The sequence below is a fragment of the Nostoc sp. 'Lobaria pulmonaria (5183) cyanobiont' genome (genome assembly GCF_002949795.1).
Classification (GTDB): Bacteria; Cyanobacteriota; Cyanobacteriia; order Cyanobacteriales; family Nostocaceae; genus Nostoc.
Map to the genome: position 1 here is coordinate 6,392,913 of NZ_CP026692.1, position 14,087 is coordinate 6,406,999.

General features: G+C 43.0%; 14 protein-coding genes and 1 pseudogene. 5 read left to right on the forward strand and 10 right to left on the reverse strand.

Going from position 1 to position 14,087, the window contains the following annotated elements; genetic code table 11:
* The first annotated feature begins 712 nt into the window (after positions 1 to 712).
* Positions 713 to 1,366, forward strand: coding sequence for a PEP-CTERM sorting domain-containing protein (locus NLP_RS28355; RefSeq protein ID WP_158680561.1), 654 nt, complete (start codon positions 713 to 715; stop codon positions 1,364 to 1,366).
* 166 nt (positions 1,367 to 1,532) lie between these two features.
* Here the strand turns inward: NLP_RS28355 and NLP_RS28360 are convergent, their stop codons facing one another.
* Positions 1,533 to 2,390, reverse strand: a complete 858-nt coding sequence (locus NLP_RS28360) for an SDR family NAD(P)-dependent oxidoreductase (protein WP_104909231.1) — start codon at positions 2,388 to 2,390, stop codon at positions 1,533 to 1,535.
* 242 nt (positions 2,391 to 2,632) lie between these two features.
* Positions 2,633 to 2,863, reverse strand: coding sequence for a hypothetical protein (locus NLP_RS28365; RefSeq protein WP_104909232.1), 231 nt, complete (start codon positions 2,861 to 2,863; stop codon positions 2,633 to 2,635).
* A 406-nt stretch (positions 2,864 to 3,269) separates the two neighbouring features.
* Between NLP_RS28365 and tatC the strand changes: the two genes are divergently transcribed.
* The gene (tatC, locus tag NLP_RS28370) at positions 3,270 to 4,064 is read left to right on the forward strand and encodes a twin-arginine translocase subunit TatC (protein ID WP_104909233.1); all 795 of its coding nucleotides are present in this window, start codon (positions 3,270 to 3,272) and stop codon (positions 4,062 to 4,064) included.
* A 22-nt stretch (positions 4,065 to 4,086) separates the two neighbouring features.
* On the opposite strand, the gene NLP_RS28375 is transcribed toward tatC, so the two are convergent.
* Both NLP_RS28375 and NLP_RS28380 read right to left on the reverse strand, forming a co-directional pair.
* Entirely contained in the window at positions 4,087 to 4,701 is a 615-nt protein-coding gene (locus NLP_RS28375) for a hypothetical protein (RefSeq protein WP_104909234.1), read from the reverse strand.
* A 99-nt stretch (positions 4,702 to 4,800) separates the two neighbouring features.
* Positions 4,801 to 5,109 (reverse strand): DUF3067 family protein, encoded by a 309-nt coding sequence (locus NLP_RS28380; protein WP_104909235.1) that lies wholly within the window; start codon positions 5,107 to 5,109, stop codon positions 4,801 to 4,803.
* Positions 5,110 to 5,338: 229 nt separating this feature from the next.
* Between NLP_RS28380 and petC the strand changes: the two genes are divergently transcribed.
* The 3 genes from petC (at position 5,339) to NLP_RS33710 (ending at position 7,350) form a co-directional block, all read left to right on the forward strand.
* Positions 5,339 to 5,878, forward strand: a complete 540-nt coding sequence (gene petC, locus NLP_RS28385) for a cytochrome b6-f complex iron-sulfur subunit (RefSeq protein ID WP_104909236.1) — start codon at positions 5,339 to 5,341, stop codon at positions 5,876 to 5,878.
* 186 nt (positions 5,879 to 6,064) lie between these two features.
* Positions 6,065 to 7,066, forward strand: coding sequence for a cytochrome f (gene petA, locus NLP_RS28390; protein WP_104910079.1), 1,002 nt, complete (start codon positions 6,065 to 6,067; stop codon positions 7,064 to 7,066).
* A 113-nt stretch (positions 7,067 to 7,179) separates the two neighbouring features.
* Positions 7,180 to 7,350, forward strand: coding sequence for a hypothetical protein (locus NLP_RS33710; protein ID WP_158680562.1), 171 nt, complete (start codon positions 7,180 to 7,182; stop codon positions 7,348 to 7,350).
* A 263-nt stretch (positions 7,351 to 7,613) separates the two neighbouring features.
* On the opposite strand, the pseudogene NLP_RS36265 reads toward NLP_RS33710, so the two are convergent.
* The 6 genes and pseudogenes from NLP_RS36265 to dnaJ form a co-directional block, all read right to left on the reverse strand.
* Positions 7,614 to 7,733, reverse strand: a pseudogene (locus tag NLP_RS36265) (DUF6888 family protein); the annotation flags it as partial.
* An 87-nt stretch (positions 7,734 to 7,820) separates the two neighbouring features.
* Positions 7,821 to 9,410, reverse strand: a complete 1,590-nt coding sequence (locus NLP_RS28400; protein WP_104909237.1) for a glycoside hydrolase family 57 protein — start codon at positions 9,408 to 9,410, stop codon at positions 7,821 to 7,823.
* 763 nt (positions 9,411 to 10,173) lie between these two features.
* Entirely contained in the window at positions 10,174 to 10,893 is a 720-nt protein-coding gene (locus NLP_RS28405; protein WP_104909238.1) for a Uma2 family endonuclease, read from the reverse strand.
* 92 nt (positions 10,894 to 10,985) lie between these two features.
* A complete protein-coding gene (gene rsgA, locus NLP_RS28410) occupies positions 10,986 to 12,107 on the reverse strand; it encodes a small ribosomal subunit biogenesis GTPase RsgA (protein ID WP_104909239.1) in 1,122 nt (373 codons plus the stop codon).
* Positions 12,104 to 12,361: a sulfurtransferase TusA family protein gene (locus NLP_RS28415; protein ID WP_104909240.1), complete on the reverse strand. Its 258-nt coding sequence runs from the start codon at positions 12,359 to 12,361 to the stop codon at positions 12,104 to 12,106. The genes rsgA and NLP_RS28415 overlap by 4 nt, the downstream gene beginning before the upstream one ends.
* The gene (gene dnaJ, locus NLP_RS28420; protein ID WP_104909241.1) at positions 12,361 to 13,491 is read right to left on the reverse strand and encodes a molecular chaperone DnaJ; all 1,131 of its coding nucleotides are present in this window, start codon (positions 13,489 to 13,491) and stop codon (positions 12,361 to 12,363) included. The genes NLP_RS28415 and dnaJ overlap by 1 nt, the downstream gene beginning before the upstream one ends.
* Positions 13,492 to 14,087 lie beyond the last annotated feature (596 nt).

Genomic DNA, 14,087 nt, shown 5'->3' on the forward strand with positions numbered 1-14,087 from the left:
CTACTAACTAAATTAACAGCATTTCGGATAATTGTTCATATCTGAGGTTGGACATAACACATAGCAATGCTGATATTTAATTTTAAGTAAGCAGAAATACTACTATAAGTATAAATTGCCAAAATAGCTAATATTAAATAAGTTACTCTTATGAATATTAAAAATATCCAACACAAAAAAAGGTACTGTTAAGTACAATTTTGTAGTGCTATTGAATATATAGCGGTTCTCAATGTTTCAGTTCGCAAAAATTAGAAAGGTTCAACTGAACTGTCTGGCGATCGTCGCTATTGGCAGGTAAAGGCGTTTAAGAGGAGTTGCGGGCGTTGATGGGGCATGAAAATATCCAAACTACCTTACGTTACCAGAAAATAAATCTAGAAAGGATTAAGGTTGAATTTGTACCGCATCAAATCATCTATCTTCAGGCAGATTTTATAAAAATTAAAAAGCAAATATTGTGTTAGTAGCAATTTAGTTCCGGTTTACTCAGTTGTAACTAGTAGTCTGCCAAGCCAAAATTACGCTTGCGAAGATTAGGGTGCATGTTAAAAGGGAAGGGATAAAACACCCCAAAACATCTTCTGCTGCTCTCATGAAAGTGCAAGCAGCAGAAGATGCTTAGAAAACCCGTGATTCAGAACGAGTTGCCGCCGTGGCACGCGATTACACTCACTTGCAGTATATTTGTTAATAGGAGGTTATTTAATACATGAAAAGCTTTTTCAGCCTAGCCGCAGCGCAGGTAGCGCCTAGTTTGGTACTCTGTGCGACTTCTATCATTGCTTCTACTAATCTGGCTCAAGCTGCTGACTTAACATTTAACTGGAAAGGTGATGCTGGTTATTCGGCTTCTGGCTCGTTCAGCTACGATGAAACCACTACCCCAGCCATAATTTCCGAAAGTGGTGCGGGAGCTACAAAAGCCTTGCAGTCACTCAATGTTTCTTTTTTCAATCCATCACAGGAGTTGATTGGAACTAACAACGAAGTTGTTAATGGTGTATCAAGCAATCAGTTTTTCGATTTTAACTTTGACACGACTACAGGCAATTTGTTTGGGGCTTTTGATGTTGGCACTGGTAGTGGCATAGATGATGTTTTTCTCAGCAATGTTGAGGCTCCGGGTCGTATCTTCATCTCTCCGGGAGCGACCTCTTATCTTTACCAAAATATTACAGCAGACTATAGTCAATTACTCGATTCGAGTACGAATCAGATTAAAGCATCTGCGGTTCCTGAACCGACAACTGTTTTGGGAACCCTTGTAGTTGGCATTTTGGGTATAGCACTCAGCAGCAACAAAATTGCATTCTTCTCAAGAAAGCCAAAGAAAATCTACAGGACTTACGCATCTAAAGTATAAAAATTATTTAATAAACCTATCCCACTAATAATATTTTGTGAATCCAGATGTGGATAGTAGCCAGGTTAAGAAAAGAGGTTATACCAACGGGGTGGGAGCAGGGAATAGGAGAAGAATTAGCCCTGAAGTCAGGGCGAAAAATCCTTAAAAATGCTCAGTAAGTAATCTATAAACCCATTAAGTATAAAATTATCCGGTCATGCAAACGATCGGGCAAAATATGCTTTAGCAACGCTCCGATTTTGGCATCTTGTCCAACAAGATAGCGCGTCTTGGGCTGCTTTGCAGTCAGCGCAAGGACAACAACTTGAGCGACAATATCCGCAGAAATTCCCTTAGATGCGAGAATCTGCATTTTCTTGCGGACAATATTCATCGCTTGACCGTAGAGATTTTGTGCCGATTGTGGTAGAGCGTGCTGTGCTATTTCAGATTGACTAAGAGACTTTTCCCAGATTGGGGTAGCAATAGAACCAGGTTCAACAATTGAAACCGAGATTCCCCAAGGTCGTAACTCCATCCGCATCACATCAGTGAGTGCTTCCAAAGCAAATTTAGAAGCATTGTAAGCGCCCAAAAACGGCGCAGGACTCCTACCAGCAATGGAACCCATATTGACAATTCGACCCCGACTTTGGCGTAAAAGACCCAGAAATGCTTGTGTCACTGCTAATTGTCCAGTGACATTAACCTGCATCTGGAGTTGAAATTCGGCGATCGCTAATAATTCTAACGGCCCAGGAACAGCAATCCCGGCATTATTCACTAAACCTAAAATTCCCACATCACCAACTGCATTTGTTACCTTATCAACCGCAGCTGCGATCGATTCAGCGTCAGTAACATCTAAAAAAATCGGAATCAGCCTTTGTGACCCTTTCTGTTTAAGTGTTTGAGCATCAGCATCTTGACGCACTCCAGCAAAAACAGAGAAGCCTAATTGGTCTAGAAGCAAAGCACACGCTTGACCAATTCCTGTTGAGGCTCCTGTAACCACTACTGTACTTTGATTTTCTACAACCATTAATTTACTTTGATGATAGGGCTGCCTTCAGGAGGCAGGAGGCCGGAGAAAGAAGGTAGAATTAACCCACGTTTAAAAGCGTGGAACTTTGGTTGTGGAAGCTTTGTATCGCACTTCGTGCCGCTACGCTAACACACTGCATGTTTCGATACAATTCTTCTTTTGAAACTGGGTAATCACCCAGAACTAAAGTTTTCATTCATACTTCTTTCTTCTTGTCTCTTGCCTTCTGCCTTCTTTTATCAATCTTTGCAAGTGCCAGCACGCAGGCAATCTTCGGTTTGGTCATCTCTAGCCGACATTTGCCACGGCAAGATGCCTGACTGAGCATTTGTACTGTAAGCAATTAGAGCAGCTATTGTGGGATACTGGTTTCTAACAATTGTCACGTCACTACTAGAAGTATTGCCTAGCTCAACATTGTATAAATAAACAGGCAATGCCATAAAGGCAATGCAAATTATCCGGTTCATACCCAACCTCAGTTAACAATTTCCGATTACCCTATGTATAGATGCCACCTTGATGAACCGGATTTTTAAAACTGAGTATTAAATGTTGATGTTGTGTGAATTTATGTAGCGCTACTAACCACAAAGACGTGATTTCTAAATTATCGGTTCCAGCTTTTTTAGGTTAGGCATTGCCTACAAGATGGCTTCCTACTTACTTATGCAGATGCAAACCCAAAAAACAGGACAAAAAACCCACAGCACCCAAAAACATATCTTAGTAACTGCATTCCCCAGATAAAATAATGAAGAATGCTGAGTCACCGAAATGGTCGATGACCTACAAACACTCATGATACAAGCCCATAAATAAATTTAGGGTATTGTCAATTTTGAATTTTGAATTTTGAATTCGGAGCGAAGCGACGTGACGCCTTCACAAGACGTAGATACTGTAAACGTTCCTAACCTCGACCCAGAAGAATATGGCAACTCAGACACCGATCCTCTTGATGAGTTGCCTGGTGAAGTCGAAATGTCCCTTTTCGACCATCTAGAAGAGTTGCGACAGCGGATTTTCTATTCGTTGATTGCCGTAGCAGTGGGCATTATTGGCTGTTTCTTTGCCGTTAAGCCAATTGTCCAGTTACTTGAGGTTCCAGCACAAGGAGTAAAATTCCTCCAACTTGCACCTGGAGAATATTTCTTTGTCTCTCTGAAAGTTGCGGCATATACTGGCATTGTACTTACTAGTCCTTTGATTCTTTACCAGATTATCCAGTTTGTGCTTCCAGGACTGACTCGCCGCGAACGCCGTTTACTGAGGCCTGTGGTTTTGGGTTCGAGTGTGCTATTTGGGGCGGGTTTAGTATTTGCCTATTTACTGCTTATCCCCGCAGCCTTGAAATTTTTCATTAGCTACGGAGCAGATGTAGTCGAACAACTTTGGTCAATTGATAAATATTTTGAATTTGTGCTGCTATTGTTATTCAGCACTGGTTTAGCATTTCAAATTCCGATCATCCAACTGTTGCTCGGTAATTTGAACATTGTCTCGTCAGAACGGATGATTTCTGGTTGGCGTTACGTGATTATGGGAGCAGTGGTTTTAGGAGCCGTCCTCACACCTTCTACTGACCCTCTGACTCAAAGTCTTTTAGCAGGAGCAGTTTTAGCGCTTTATTTCGGTGGTGTTGGACTGGTGAAGCTTACAGGTAAATAACGATATTCCAAAAAATCTCAACTTAGTTGATAAGTGCGGTTAGTAAGATCCTAACCACCATTTCCAACTCTTCGGTAACTCGATAAAGGTTGATTGCTTGCTCAATACGCTGTGTCTGTCGATACAATCTGCCAAATTGCCAAACATTACCTGTTGTTACTGCTCCTAATATTTCTGTTTGAGTGGAATCAGTCCACCTATCAAGAGCTATCATTTCAGCTGCTAGTTGTGTAAATCCCCTATTTATATCTGCTTGCTTGGCTTCAATCACAATTAAATTAGTTTGTGTTTTGAGGAAATAATCAAAATTACCTTGAAGTCGGTTATCAACTTTAATAGTGTATTCAATTCGTAATTTAGCGCGGGAATAGTGAATTAAATCGGCAACAATTGGCGCAATTAGGATTTCCCGGCGTGTAGCTTCGTTCTCCAAATCTACATAGGGTAAAACTTCCTCAATTCGCTGCTTGAGGTCAGCAAGTCGGTCTAATGTGCCAGAATATTGAGGTAAATCAATAAATTTCCGCTCGAACGAATAGCCAAATTCCGCAACTAAATCGTCAACCGCAAACCCTAACTCAAAATAATTATTAAAAGTATACGAACGATTTGGGTCTAGCAATGGTTGGCGGCTCATTTGAGTTTCCTCCAATTTGTCAATATTTTTCCGAAGGTATTTTTGAATAAAAAATAGTGTAATTATTCAGAAATTTATTAACGTTAATGCAATAAGCGGTCACAATATCCATTCCGAAGAACGTTCGCCCAAATCGAGAGGAATGCTGACAGCTTTGCCAAGCCGGGGGCGATCGCGTGTTTGTGTGATAAATGTTTCTACTTGCGTTGACCCACCCAAGGCATGAAGATAATTGGCAATGCTATCAAGATGCTCTTGGTACTCCGCCTCATTCAAGGGAAAAGAAGCTTGCTCCAAGTATTTCCACATTACTTGCAAAAATATCTTTCCCTGTGCCCGCCGGAACTGGACATCATAAGAATATCCCCACTTATCAAGCAATATCTGACGTAATTCCTGTCCTGTCATAGCTTTTCTCAATCAGATTTTACATTTAGTTATGATGTTAAGTTCCGTGACTCCAGTATGATAAGGATATAAAGAAATGTAATGCTAACAGAAAAGATGCTAAATATATCTTGGAACAAAGAAGTATGGCATCGTTGTGAGCGCTAGCATTTCGACTTAGACAAGAGTTGCTCAAGTACAAGTACTTTTGTCAAAATGCTTAACAAAATACACAAAGAGCGCGTAGATTATGGCTCAATTTTCTGAATCAGCAGACGTGCCCGATATGGGGCGTCGTCAGTTCATGAATCTGCTCACTTTTGGGACTGTCACTGGAGTAGCTCTGGGTGCATTGTATCCCGTTGTCAAGTACTTTATTCCACCAGCAGCAGGTGGCGCTGGTGGTGGTGTAACGGCAAAAGACGAGTTAGGTAACGATGTTAGTGTCACTAAATTTCTAGAAAACCGGAATGCAGGCGATCGCAACCTAGTTCAAGGACTAAAGGGAGATCCTACCTATATTGTGGTAGACAGCAAAGAGGCGATCAAAGATTATGGCATTAACGCCATCTGTACCCACTTAGGTTGTGTCGTCCCCTGGAACGTTGCTGAGAACAAATTCAAGTGTCCTTGTCATGGTTCCCAGTATGACGAAACTGGTAAGGTTGTTCGGGGACCAGCGCCTCTGTCTCTGCCTTTAGCCCATACCAACGTAAACGACGACAAAATCGTTTTAACTCCTTGGACTGAAACCGACTTCCGCACAGGTGATGCACCTTGGTGGGGTTAATCAGTGCTGAGTTATGAGTGCTGAGTAAGGGATGAGGGAGATGAGGGAGTGAGGGAGATGAGGGAGTGAGGGAGAAATAACCCATACCCAATGCCCAATGCCCACTTGCCCTGAGCGAAGCCGAAGGGATGCCCAATGCCCAATGACTAATGACTAATGACTAATTCAATTGTCGCCTTTATAGAGATGAGAAATGTTTTCATAACAGCGAGGTTAACTCGCAGTGCTAGAGCGATTGTAAAAACATTGCTCATAGCGATCGCCACTGTGACATTTTACTTCACCAGCGATCTAGCTCTTCCCCAATCAGCTGCCGCCTATCCCTTTTGGGCACAGCAAACCTATCCCGAAACCCCCCGCGAACCAACAGGGCGAATTGTTTGTGCCAACTGTCACCTAGCCGCCAAGGTTACAGAAGTGGAAGTTCCCCAATCGGTGCTACCTGACACTGTATTCAAAGCTGTGGTGAAAATCCCCTACGATCTAAGCGCCCAGCAAGTTGGTGCCGATGGTTCTAAGGTTGGCTTGAACGTCGGTGCAGTACTGATGCTACCCGAAGGCTTTAAGATTGCTCCTGAAGACCGTCTTTCCGAAGAACTTAAAGAAGAAGTTGGCGACACTTTCTACCAACCCTACAGCGAAGACAAAGATAACGTCGTCATCGTCGGCCCTTTACCCGGTGAACAGTATCAGGAAATCGTCTTCCCAGTTCTTTCTCCCAACCCCGCAACCGACAAAAACATCCACTTCGGTAAATATTCAGTTCACGTAGGTGGTAATCGGGGACGTGGACAAGTTTTTCCCACAGGTGAAAAGAGCAACAACAATGTTTACAACGCTTCCGCTACTGGCACAATTACCAAAATTGCTAAAGAGGAAGATGGAGATGGTAACGTTAAATATCTAGTCAACATCCAACCTGAATCGGGTAATGTTGTCGTTGATACGATTCCTTTAGGGCCAGACCTGCTTGTTTCCGAAGGGCAAGCAGTTAAGAGTGGTGATGCTTTGACCAGCAACCCGAACGTCGGTGGATTCGGTCAAATAGATGCAGAAATCGTACTGCAAGACGCTTCCAGAGTCAAATGGATGATTGCATTCATCGCTCTTGTAATGTTGGCTCAAGTTATGTTAGTGCTGAAGAAGAAGCAGGTTGAAAAAGTTCAAGCTGCTGAAATGAATTTCTAAATTCTCTGCTAAATCATTACTTGTAGGACAGGCATCTTGCCTGTCTTTTTTATATGTTATTTACACAAAGCCTGGAAATTTGGAACTTAACTGTTAGTAGACTTTATTAACTTATGGAAACCGAGAATGTTGATGAAGCGAATAAAGATGAAGGCATTATCATGACCCTTTTTCTTGACTTTCTGATGAACGATGCTATGCAGAACCCTTCTAAACTTGTTCCTTATACCCAAAAAATGAGCGATGAAATGGATGATTTACTAGCTGATGTAGTTATAGATTAATGGCTGCATTTACTTGTAATTGATGGCAGACTTTTTGATACCCAAAAATTGAAGCGCATAGCAAATGATTAACAAAGAAACTGCCGAGCATTGCATTATCTATGGGGTAATACTTGTCATGGCTGGCACCTTGTTAAGCAACCATTGAGCGTGATTCACGAACTTATGCCACCAGGACATAAGCTCTCAACTCTGTAAAACTCATTTGCTCATAATTCGAGTTCATTGACAAACTCCCATTCGCCATTGCGATAAACAATGATTTACAGTTCATCCGCAGATAAGATGTAAACTTCTCCGGTTTTGTCGTCAAATCGAAATAAGCGGATATCTTTGTAAAGATTTGACAGCATTTGACAAACCCGTATACAGGCTAAGGCTTGCTCTGTTGTTGGTCAAATAAACGCTCCTCACTACTAATATAGGGTGGGCAATGCCCACCCTACAGCTGTTGATTACTTTGTGTGAGACTATAACGGACGGTAGACGCGATAGTTGATTTCCGGGAAGATATTATCCATTAACTCGACTTTTTCTAGCCAACCACTGTCAACTTTGCCGATTTTAACGTCTTCGTACAGCTTATTGAACCGCATTAGGTGCGATCGCGTCCGTCTAACTGCATAGGGTACCATTGTTCCCGTCCGCATAATAAATGCCCAGTCGGAAGATTGTGCTAATAACAATTCTCGCGCTGCTTGGTTCAAGGCTTTCCACGCCAACTCATCTTCTGGTTCCAGGTGCGAGATTTCAATCATCCGTTCAGCAGCTTTGTGCAAATGCGGATAAACCCACGCGTTCGTCTCATTCAACCAATACTCGTGGAAACCCTTGAAACCCCAACTCGACTGCGAAGGACGACAAACTTGCTGAGTTGGCTGGTCTCGCAAATAGTCTGCTAAATGGGTCATTTGATATGTTCCTTGGTCATACCACGACTTGCGGAATAGGTAATCGATGAACCAGGGGCCTTCATACCACCAATGTCCAAATAACTCTGCGTCATAAGGCGAAACGATAATTGGCGGTCGCTGCATTATACTATAAAGATGCTCAGATTGCTGCTCTCGATTATACATAAAGTTAGCAGCGTGTTCTGCGGCCTTTTCTCTAGCCCAATAAGGATCGTAAAGTGCCTTATCTGATAAACCTAAACCACGTCCAGTAATTTTGTGATATTTAATGCCCGTATTTTTCCGTTGGCCGTTGGGCATAATGTAGGGCTTGATGTACTCATATTCTGCTTCCCAGCCCAAATCTTTGTAAAATTCCCGATACTCCGCCGCTCCAGGATAGCCTACCTCAGAAGACCATACCTGTTGGGAAGATTCCTGATCTCGACCAAAGACAGCAACACCAGTTTCTGTATAAATTGGGGCATAAGTGCCAAAGCGCGGCCGGGGACGGGCATAAAGGATGCCATGCCCATCAGTGAGGAAGTAGCGTAACCCAGCATCAGCTAGCATCCGCTCTAAACCTTCATAGTAGGCACATTCCGGCAACCAAATGCCTCTGGGTGCTTGTCCAAAGGTTTGTTCGTAATGTTCGCAGGCTACCTGAATTTGCGCCCACACTGCTTGTGGATACATTTTCATCAACGGTAAATAGCCGTGAGTAGCGCCGCAAGTGATAATTTCCAGGTTGTTACTGTCTTGGAACTTCTTAAAAGCTGTCACCAAGTCCCCGCCATAGCGTTCCCATAGCTGACGTGCTTCGCTAAACTCAGTCACGTAATGTTCGGCTAAATAACGAAGATGCCCGTTGTTGACATTATGTTCTGCTTCTAGTGCTATAAGTTCTTCTAGTTGAGCTAAGTGTGCTTCGTAGCGTTCTTGAAGCAGAGGATCGCGAAGCATCGACACTAAAGGGGGTGTCATACTCATCGTGATTTTAAAGTCGATACCGTCTCGCTTTAAGCCTTCAAATACTTTCAATAAGGGGATGTAGGTTTCTGTGATGGCTTCATAGAGCCATTCTTCCTCCAGCACGTAGTCACTTTCCGGGTGACGAACGAAGGGTAGATGTGCGTGGAGTACAAGCGCAACGTAGCCGATAGCCATAGTGATTTTGGGGTGATACTTGTAAGTTGAAGGTCGAGAGGTTTGGCTGAAATTAACAATATTTTAAGACTTTATGGGGATCGTGAAGATACGAGTGTCAACTTTTCACATAAAAAGAACGCTTAGGCTGCTGCTTCATGTTAACTGTTCATCTCTAACCAAATTATCAATCTTAATCTCTAGTACCTACTAGATGTACATGACTTAAAGTTGTGACAAGTATATTTCACAACTATTTTGGTGCATGGCGTAAAAGCAGCGAAGTTGGAATGTATCTACTAATTACTATTTTCATATTCAGCAAGATACTGGTATCCAGCTTCACTAATTCCTAATAAATTTTTCAATTTGTAGATTTGACCCTTTTATCTCTATGTTGATCGAGTTCATTTCGTGATGTGTATGATTACCCCTACTATTTTTTGATAAGCGATCGCTAGAGTTATACAAAAAACGCTGAACTCAAACGCCGAAAACTGGTAAACTGTCCCACATTTAATTTGCACAATTTAAAGGCTGAAACTCATACCCAGAGTACGTCCAATTGGAAAACTAGATGTGGATTAGCTTAACAGTGGTGATGTGATTTCGTCATCAGCCAACAAGGTTGCGATCAGTTTTAATTGGGCAACTTCTCTGCGATATAACTTCTAGCTGCTGTAATTGCCAATTTGCAATCCAATATTCTTGGACTCCTGTGGATGAGTATTTTAGTTCATAGCATTATTTTTCTATGCCTAGTTTAGAGATAAAATTCTATTTTTCAGAATATTTGCTCAGGATCAATACCTGCGGCTCGCAAGCGTTCTGCCAATATTGCAGCCCGTTGACGTTCTTGTTCTAGTTGTTGATTTGCTTGCTCTAACTGTTCATTTGCTTCTTCCTCTGGCAACATCACCAGCTGCCTATCTGGTGTAAAAAAGCGTAATTTGCCCAAATATACTGCCAAATACAGCCCTAATTGCTGACTCCACAACCAACCCGACTCAGTGGGTACAAGTTCTTGATATTGCCCATCAACTATGTGAAATCCTTGTAATTCTAGGTTATTTGGGTCAAACCAAAAGTAATCTGGAGTGCGAAATGTATTTTGGTAGATTTGCTTTTTTAAACCTTTATCAACCGAGGCAGTGGAATTAGATAATAGCTCAATAATTACATTGGGGTATTTGCCGTCTTCTTGCCACACAACCCAGCTTTTGCGGTCTTTTTTCTCTGTATCTAAAACCACAAAGAAATCAGGTCCTCGAAATTCTTTTGACTTTTTCTGGTTGGGACTGAAATAGATTGTCAGGTTGCCGGTAGCATAAAAATCCTGACGATCGCGCCACCACCATTTAATCAGGCGGATAAGTAAATCAATTTGTTCGCGGTGTAAATCAGATTCCAAGGGGGGTTCATCACTATAGATATCACCTGGTGGGAAAATTATACTCTCAGTGACAGCTTGTAAACTAGGGGTGTTGGTAATGGGCTGAGACATACAAGATACTTTTTCTGTTTGTATCTATGCTATCGTGACCAACCTTTGGATTATGAATGCGTAGGCGCAGCCGATCGTAAACATTGCGCTCCTTATTCTTCATCCCGATATAACTCCTGCAAGTCTTGTAACTGAGTCTTCCGGGAAATCCGGCGATATTTTTTACTTTCTAGCTTGGGTTCGTATTGACTCTGCCCTTTGCCTTTGCTTTTGCTTTTTAACTTCATGGTAGATTCTGGATCGGCTTGTTGGTGTAGCTGTGTTTGATGAGCGATCGCCGCGTCCAAAAATTTTAAATAATGTTCATATCGTTCCCAGTTTCCCCGCACCACACACTCAGGCTCGTCTCGATGCAGACAATCACTAAACCGACAGCTAGCAACTGCTAACCGCTTTCTTGCTTCTGGGAAATAATGGATTAATTCTTCTGGGATACAATCCATATCAGGCTGATTAAAGCCGGGAGTATCTGCCAGTAAACCACCGCTAGGTAACTCAAATAATTCTATATGGCGAGTAGTATGACGACCACGAGCCAGTTTGCCAGAAACTTCTCCGACTCGCAGATGAAGAGAGTCAATCAGCGTATTAATCAGACTGGATTTACCAACGCCGGAAGGCCCAGCGATTACGGTAATTTTATTGCTCAAATATCTGGCTGCTTGGTCGGTATTGATACCATCTTTGACGCTGATAAATATTGGTTCATAGCCCCAACCGAGCAGACGATCGCTAACTTTTTGTTGTTCTGGCGGTGAAATTAAATCACTTTTATTCAAACATAAAAGCACATCTAAGCCAGTAGACTCAGCTTTAATTAGAAACCGACTCAACTGATAAGGTTCCAAAGGTGGATCGGCTACGGCAAATACTAATAAAATTTGGTTGACATTGGCGATCGCCGGACGATCTAATTCGCTTTGACGGGGTAAAACCTCAGCGATCGCACCCCGTCCCCCAGCCCAATCTGGCTCTTCTACCACAACGCGATCGCCTACCATCACCTGTTGTCCGATTTTTTTCAGACGTGTTCTTCGGGTACAAAGCAGGAGGGGAGGCAAGGGCAAAGGGGCATTTAAATTCAGTTTTTCCTCTGCTCCCTTGCTCCTCTGCTCTCCATCCTCTCGATCTAGCTGTACTCGGTAAAAATTAGCCTGTACAGCCACCACTGTACCCAATAACTGTCCAGTTGCGGCAAAATTTTCCCCTGTCATTGGCCAGCAACTGGACGGCGCACTAACAGAGAAAAATAATTAGTGCAGTCTGTAATTTGTTCCACCTGATAACCTGCCATTGTCAAACTATCAGGAACCTGCTCAATCGGCTCACCAGGGTCTAGCCAGACTTCTAGCAAACCTCCCAATGGCATTTTCTCCAGACGTAGTTTTGTCCGCACGAAATTAATCGGGCAAGGGGTGCCGCGTAAATCAAGTTGAGCATCGGGAGTTGAAACAGAAGAGGGCATCATCACTTAAATAAATTTCCCAAAAATCCTTCTAAACCACCTTTACCAGTCCGATCCCCCTTAATTTTAGCCAGCTTCTCCAGCAGCTCCCTCTCCTCTGGGGTGACTTTATTGGGAATATCAATTAATACATTCAGCATGTGATCCCCACGACTTACGGGATTACCCAAGCGGGGTACACCGCGGTTTTCCAACTTCATTACTGTATTCGGCTGAGTTCCAGCTGGAATGATTAGTTCTACTGGCCCATCTACTGTATCTACCTCTAACCGACAACCTAAAATCGCTTGCAGGTAGCTAACTTTGATTTCTGAGAGAATATTAATCCCATCCCGCTGGAATTCCTCGTCCTCATTCACGAACAAGTAAACGTATAAATCACCAGGAGGGCCACTACGTTGACCAGCATCTCCTTCACTAGAAATCCGCAAACGTGTGCCATTATCCACCCCAGCTGGAATGGTAATTTTGAGTTTCTTTGTGACTTGATTTGCGCCCTTACCATCACACGCGTCACACTTATCTTCAATTACCATCCCTGTTCCATTACAGGTGGGACAAGTCGAGACTTGGGTGAAACTGCCAAATGGTGTTCTTGTTACACGGCGTACTTGAGCCGATCCGCCACAAGTCGAACAAGTCCGAGGGCGGGTTCCAGGTTTAGCACCAGAACCGCTACAAACTTCACAATTTTCTAGATGGGAAATGCGAATTTCTTTTTCGCCACCAAATATCGCTTCCCGAAAGTCTAACTTCAGGTCTAGCCGCAGGTCATCACCCCTGGCAGGCCCACTGCGCCGTCTTTGTTGCGTGGGATTACCCATACCGCCAGCAAAGCCACTAAAAATGCTTTCAAAAATATCGGCAAAACCACCCATATCGCCGACATCTTGAAAGCCCGCGCCAGCAGCACCAGATACACCTTCTGGACCAAAGCGATCGTAACGAGCGCGGGTTTCGGGTTCTGAGAGTACCTCATAAGCGCGGTTAATTTCTTTAAAGCGATCCTCCGCCCCCGGTTCTTTGTTCACATCTGGGTGATATTTCCGGGCTAGACGGCGATAGGCTTGTTTGATTTCTTCTTTGTCAGTGTCACGAGAGACACCCAGGATTTCATAATAGTCGCGGGCCATATAGCAAAGGTAAAAGTTAGAGGGAAGAAAGCAGAAGTCAGTAGAACGTCATTCACGGTCACTTGCTACCCTATGGATTAAGTGTTTTGCCTACAGAGATGTAAGAGCAAGACATTATCCTTTAGAGGGCGGCTTGCCGGAGGGCAGGCAGAAGATAAAATTAATTTTTGTTAATAACTGATTTTACCCTTTACCTTTTACAAAAATTACCGACAAATCTTGAGCAACAGGTGCTTTCCTCGTAGGAGACGACAAAAGCTATAGAAGTTAGGAGCTGGTTGTAAGCCTTTGCTCAGACTTCTCACTGCCGAGTCGGCTGTCTCTTTTACAATTGTGCTACGTAGGAGAGGAAAACTCGCCCATCAACCAGAGGGGCTAGCCGCACCATTAGGTGTGGAAAACCACCCTTATGCTTTGGATTGGCTTTGAACTTGTACATAGCCTAGCCCAAAGTAATTTGCTTCTACAATCTAGCAAACCGCTGGGGTCTTGTGAAACTTCGCTAAATATTTAGATATATTAAAACGTCTTAATAAAATTTTGCAAATTAGGGAAATGGGGAGTGGGGAAGATGAGGGAGACAAGGGGACAAGGAG

Coding starts and splice junctions, on each gene's coding strand:
- NLP_RS28355 (WP_158680561.1), top strand. CDS start 713: ATGAAAAGCTTTTTCAGCCTAGCCGCAGCGCAGGTAGCGCCTAGTTTG.
- NLP_RS28360 (WP_104909231.1), bottom strand. CDS start 2,390: ATGGTTGTAGAAAATCAAAGTACAGTAGTGGTTACAGGAGCCTCAACA.
- NLP_RS28365 (WP_104909232.1), bottom strand. CDS start 2,863: ATGAACCGGATAATTTGCATTGCCTTTATGGCATTGCCTGTTTATTTA.
- NLP_RS28375 (WP_104909234.1), bottom strand. CDS start 4,701: ATGAGCCGCCAACCATTGCTAGACCCAAATCGTTCGTATACTTTTAAT.
- NLP_RS28380 (WP_104909235.1), bottom strand. CDS start 5,109: ATGACAGGACAGGAATTACGTCAGATATTGCTTGATAAGTGGGGATAT.
- petC (WP_104909236.1), top strand. CDS start 5,339: ATGGCTCAATTTTCTGAATCAGCAGACGTGCCCGATATGGGGCGTCGT.
- petA (WP_104910079.1), top strand. CDS start 6,065: ATGAGAAATGTTTTCATAACAGCGAGGTTAACTCGCAGTGCTAGAGCG.
- NLP_RS33710 (WP_158680562.1), top strand. CDS start 7,180: ATGGAAACCGAGAATGTTGATGAAGCGAATAAAGATGAAGGCATTATC.
- NLP_RS28400 (WP_104909237.1), bottom strand. CDS start 9,410: ATGGCTATCGGCTACGTTGCGCTTGTACTCCACGCACATCTACCCTTC.
- NLP_RS28405 (WP_104909238.1), bottom strand. CDS start 10,893: ATGTCTCAGCCCATTACCAACACCCCTAGTTTACAAGCTGTCACTGAG.
- rsgA (WP_104909239.1), bottom strand. CDS start 12,107: ATGACAGGGGAAAATTTTGCCGCAACTGGACAGTTATTGGGTACAGTG.
- NLP_RS28415 (WP_104909240.1), bottom strand. CDS start 12,361: ATGATGCCCTCTTCTGTTTCAACTCCCGATGCTCAACTTGATTTACGC.
- dnaJ (WP_104909241.1), bottom strand. CDS start 13,491: ATGGCCCGCGACTATTATGAAATCCTGGGTGTCTCTCGTGACACTGAC.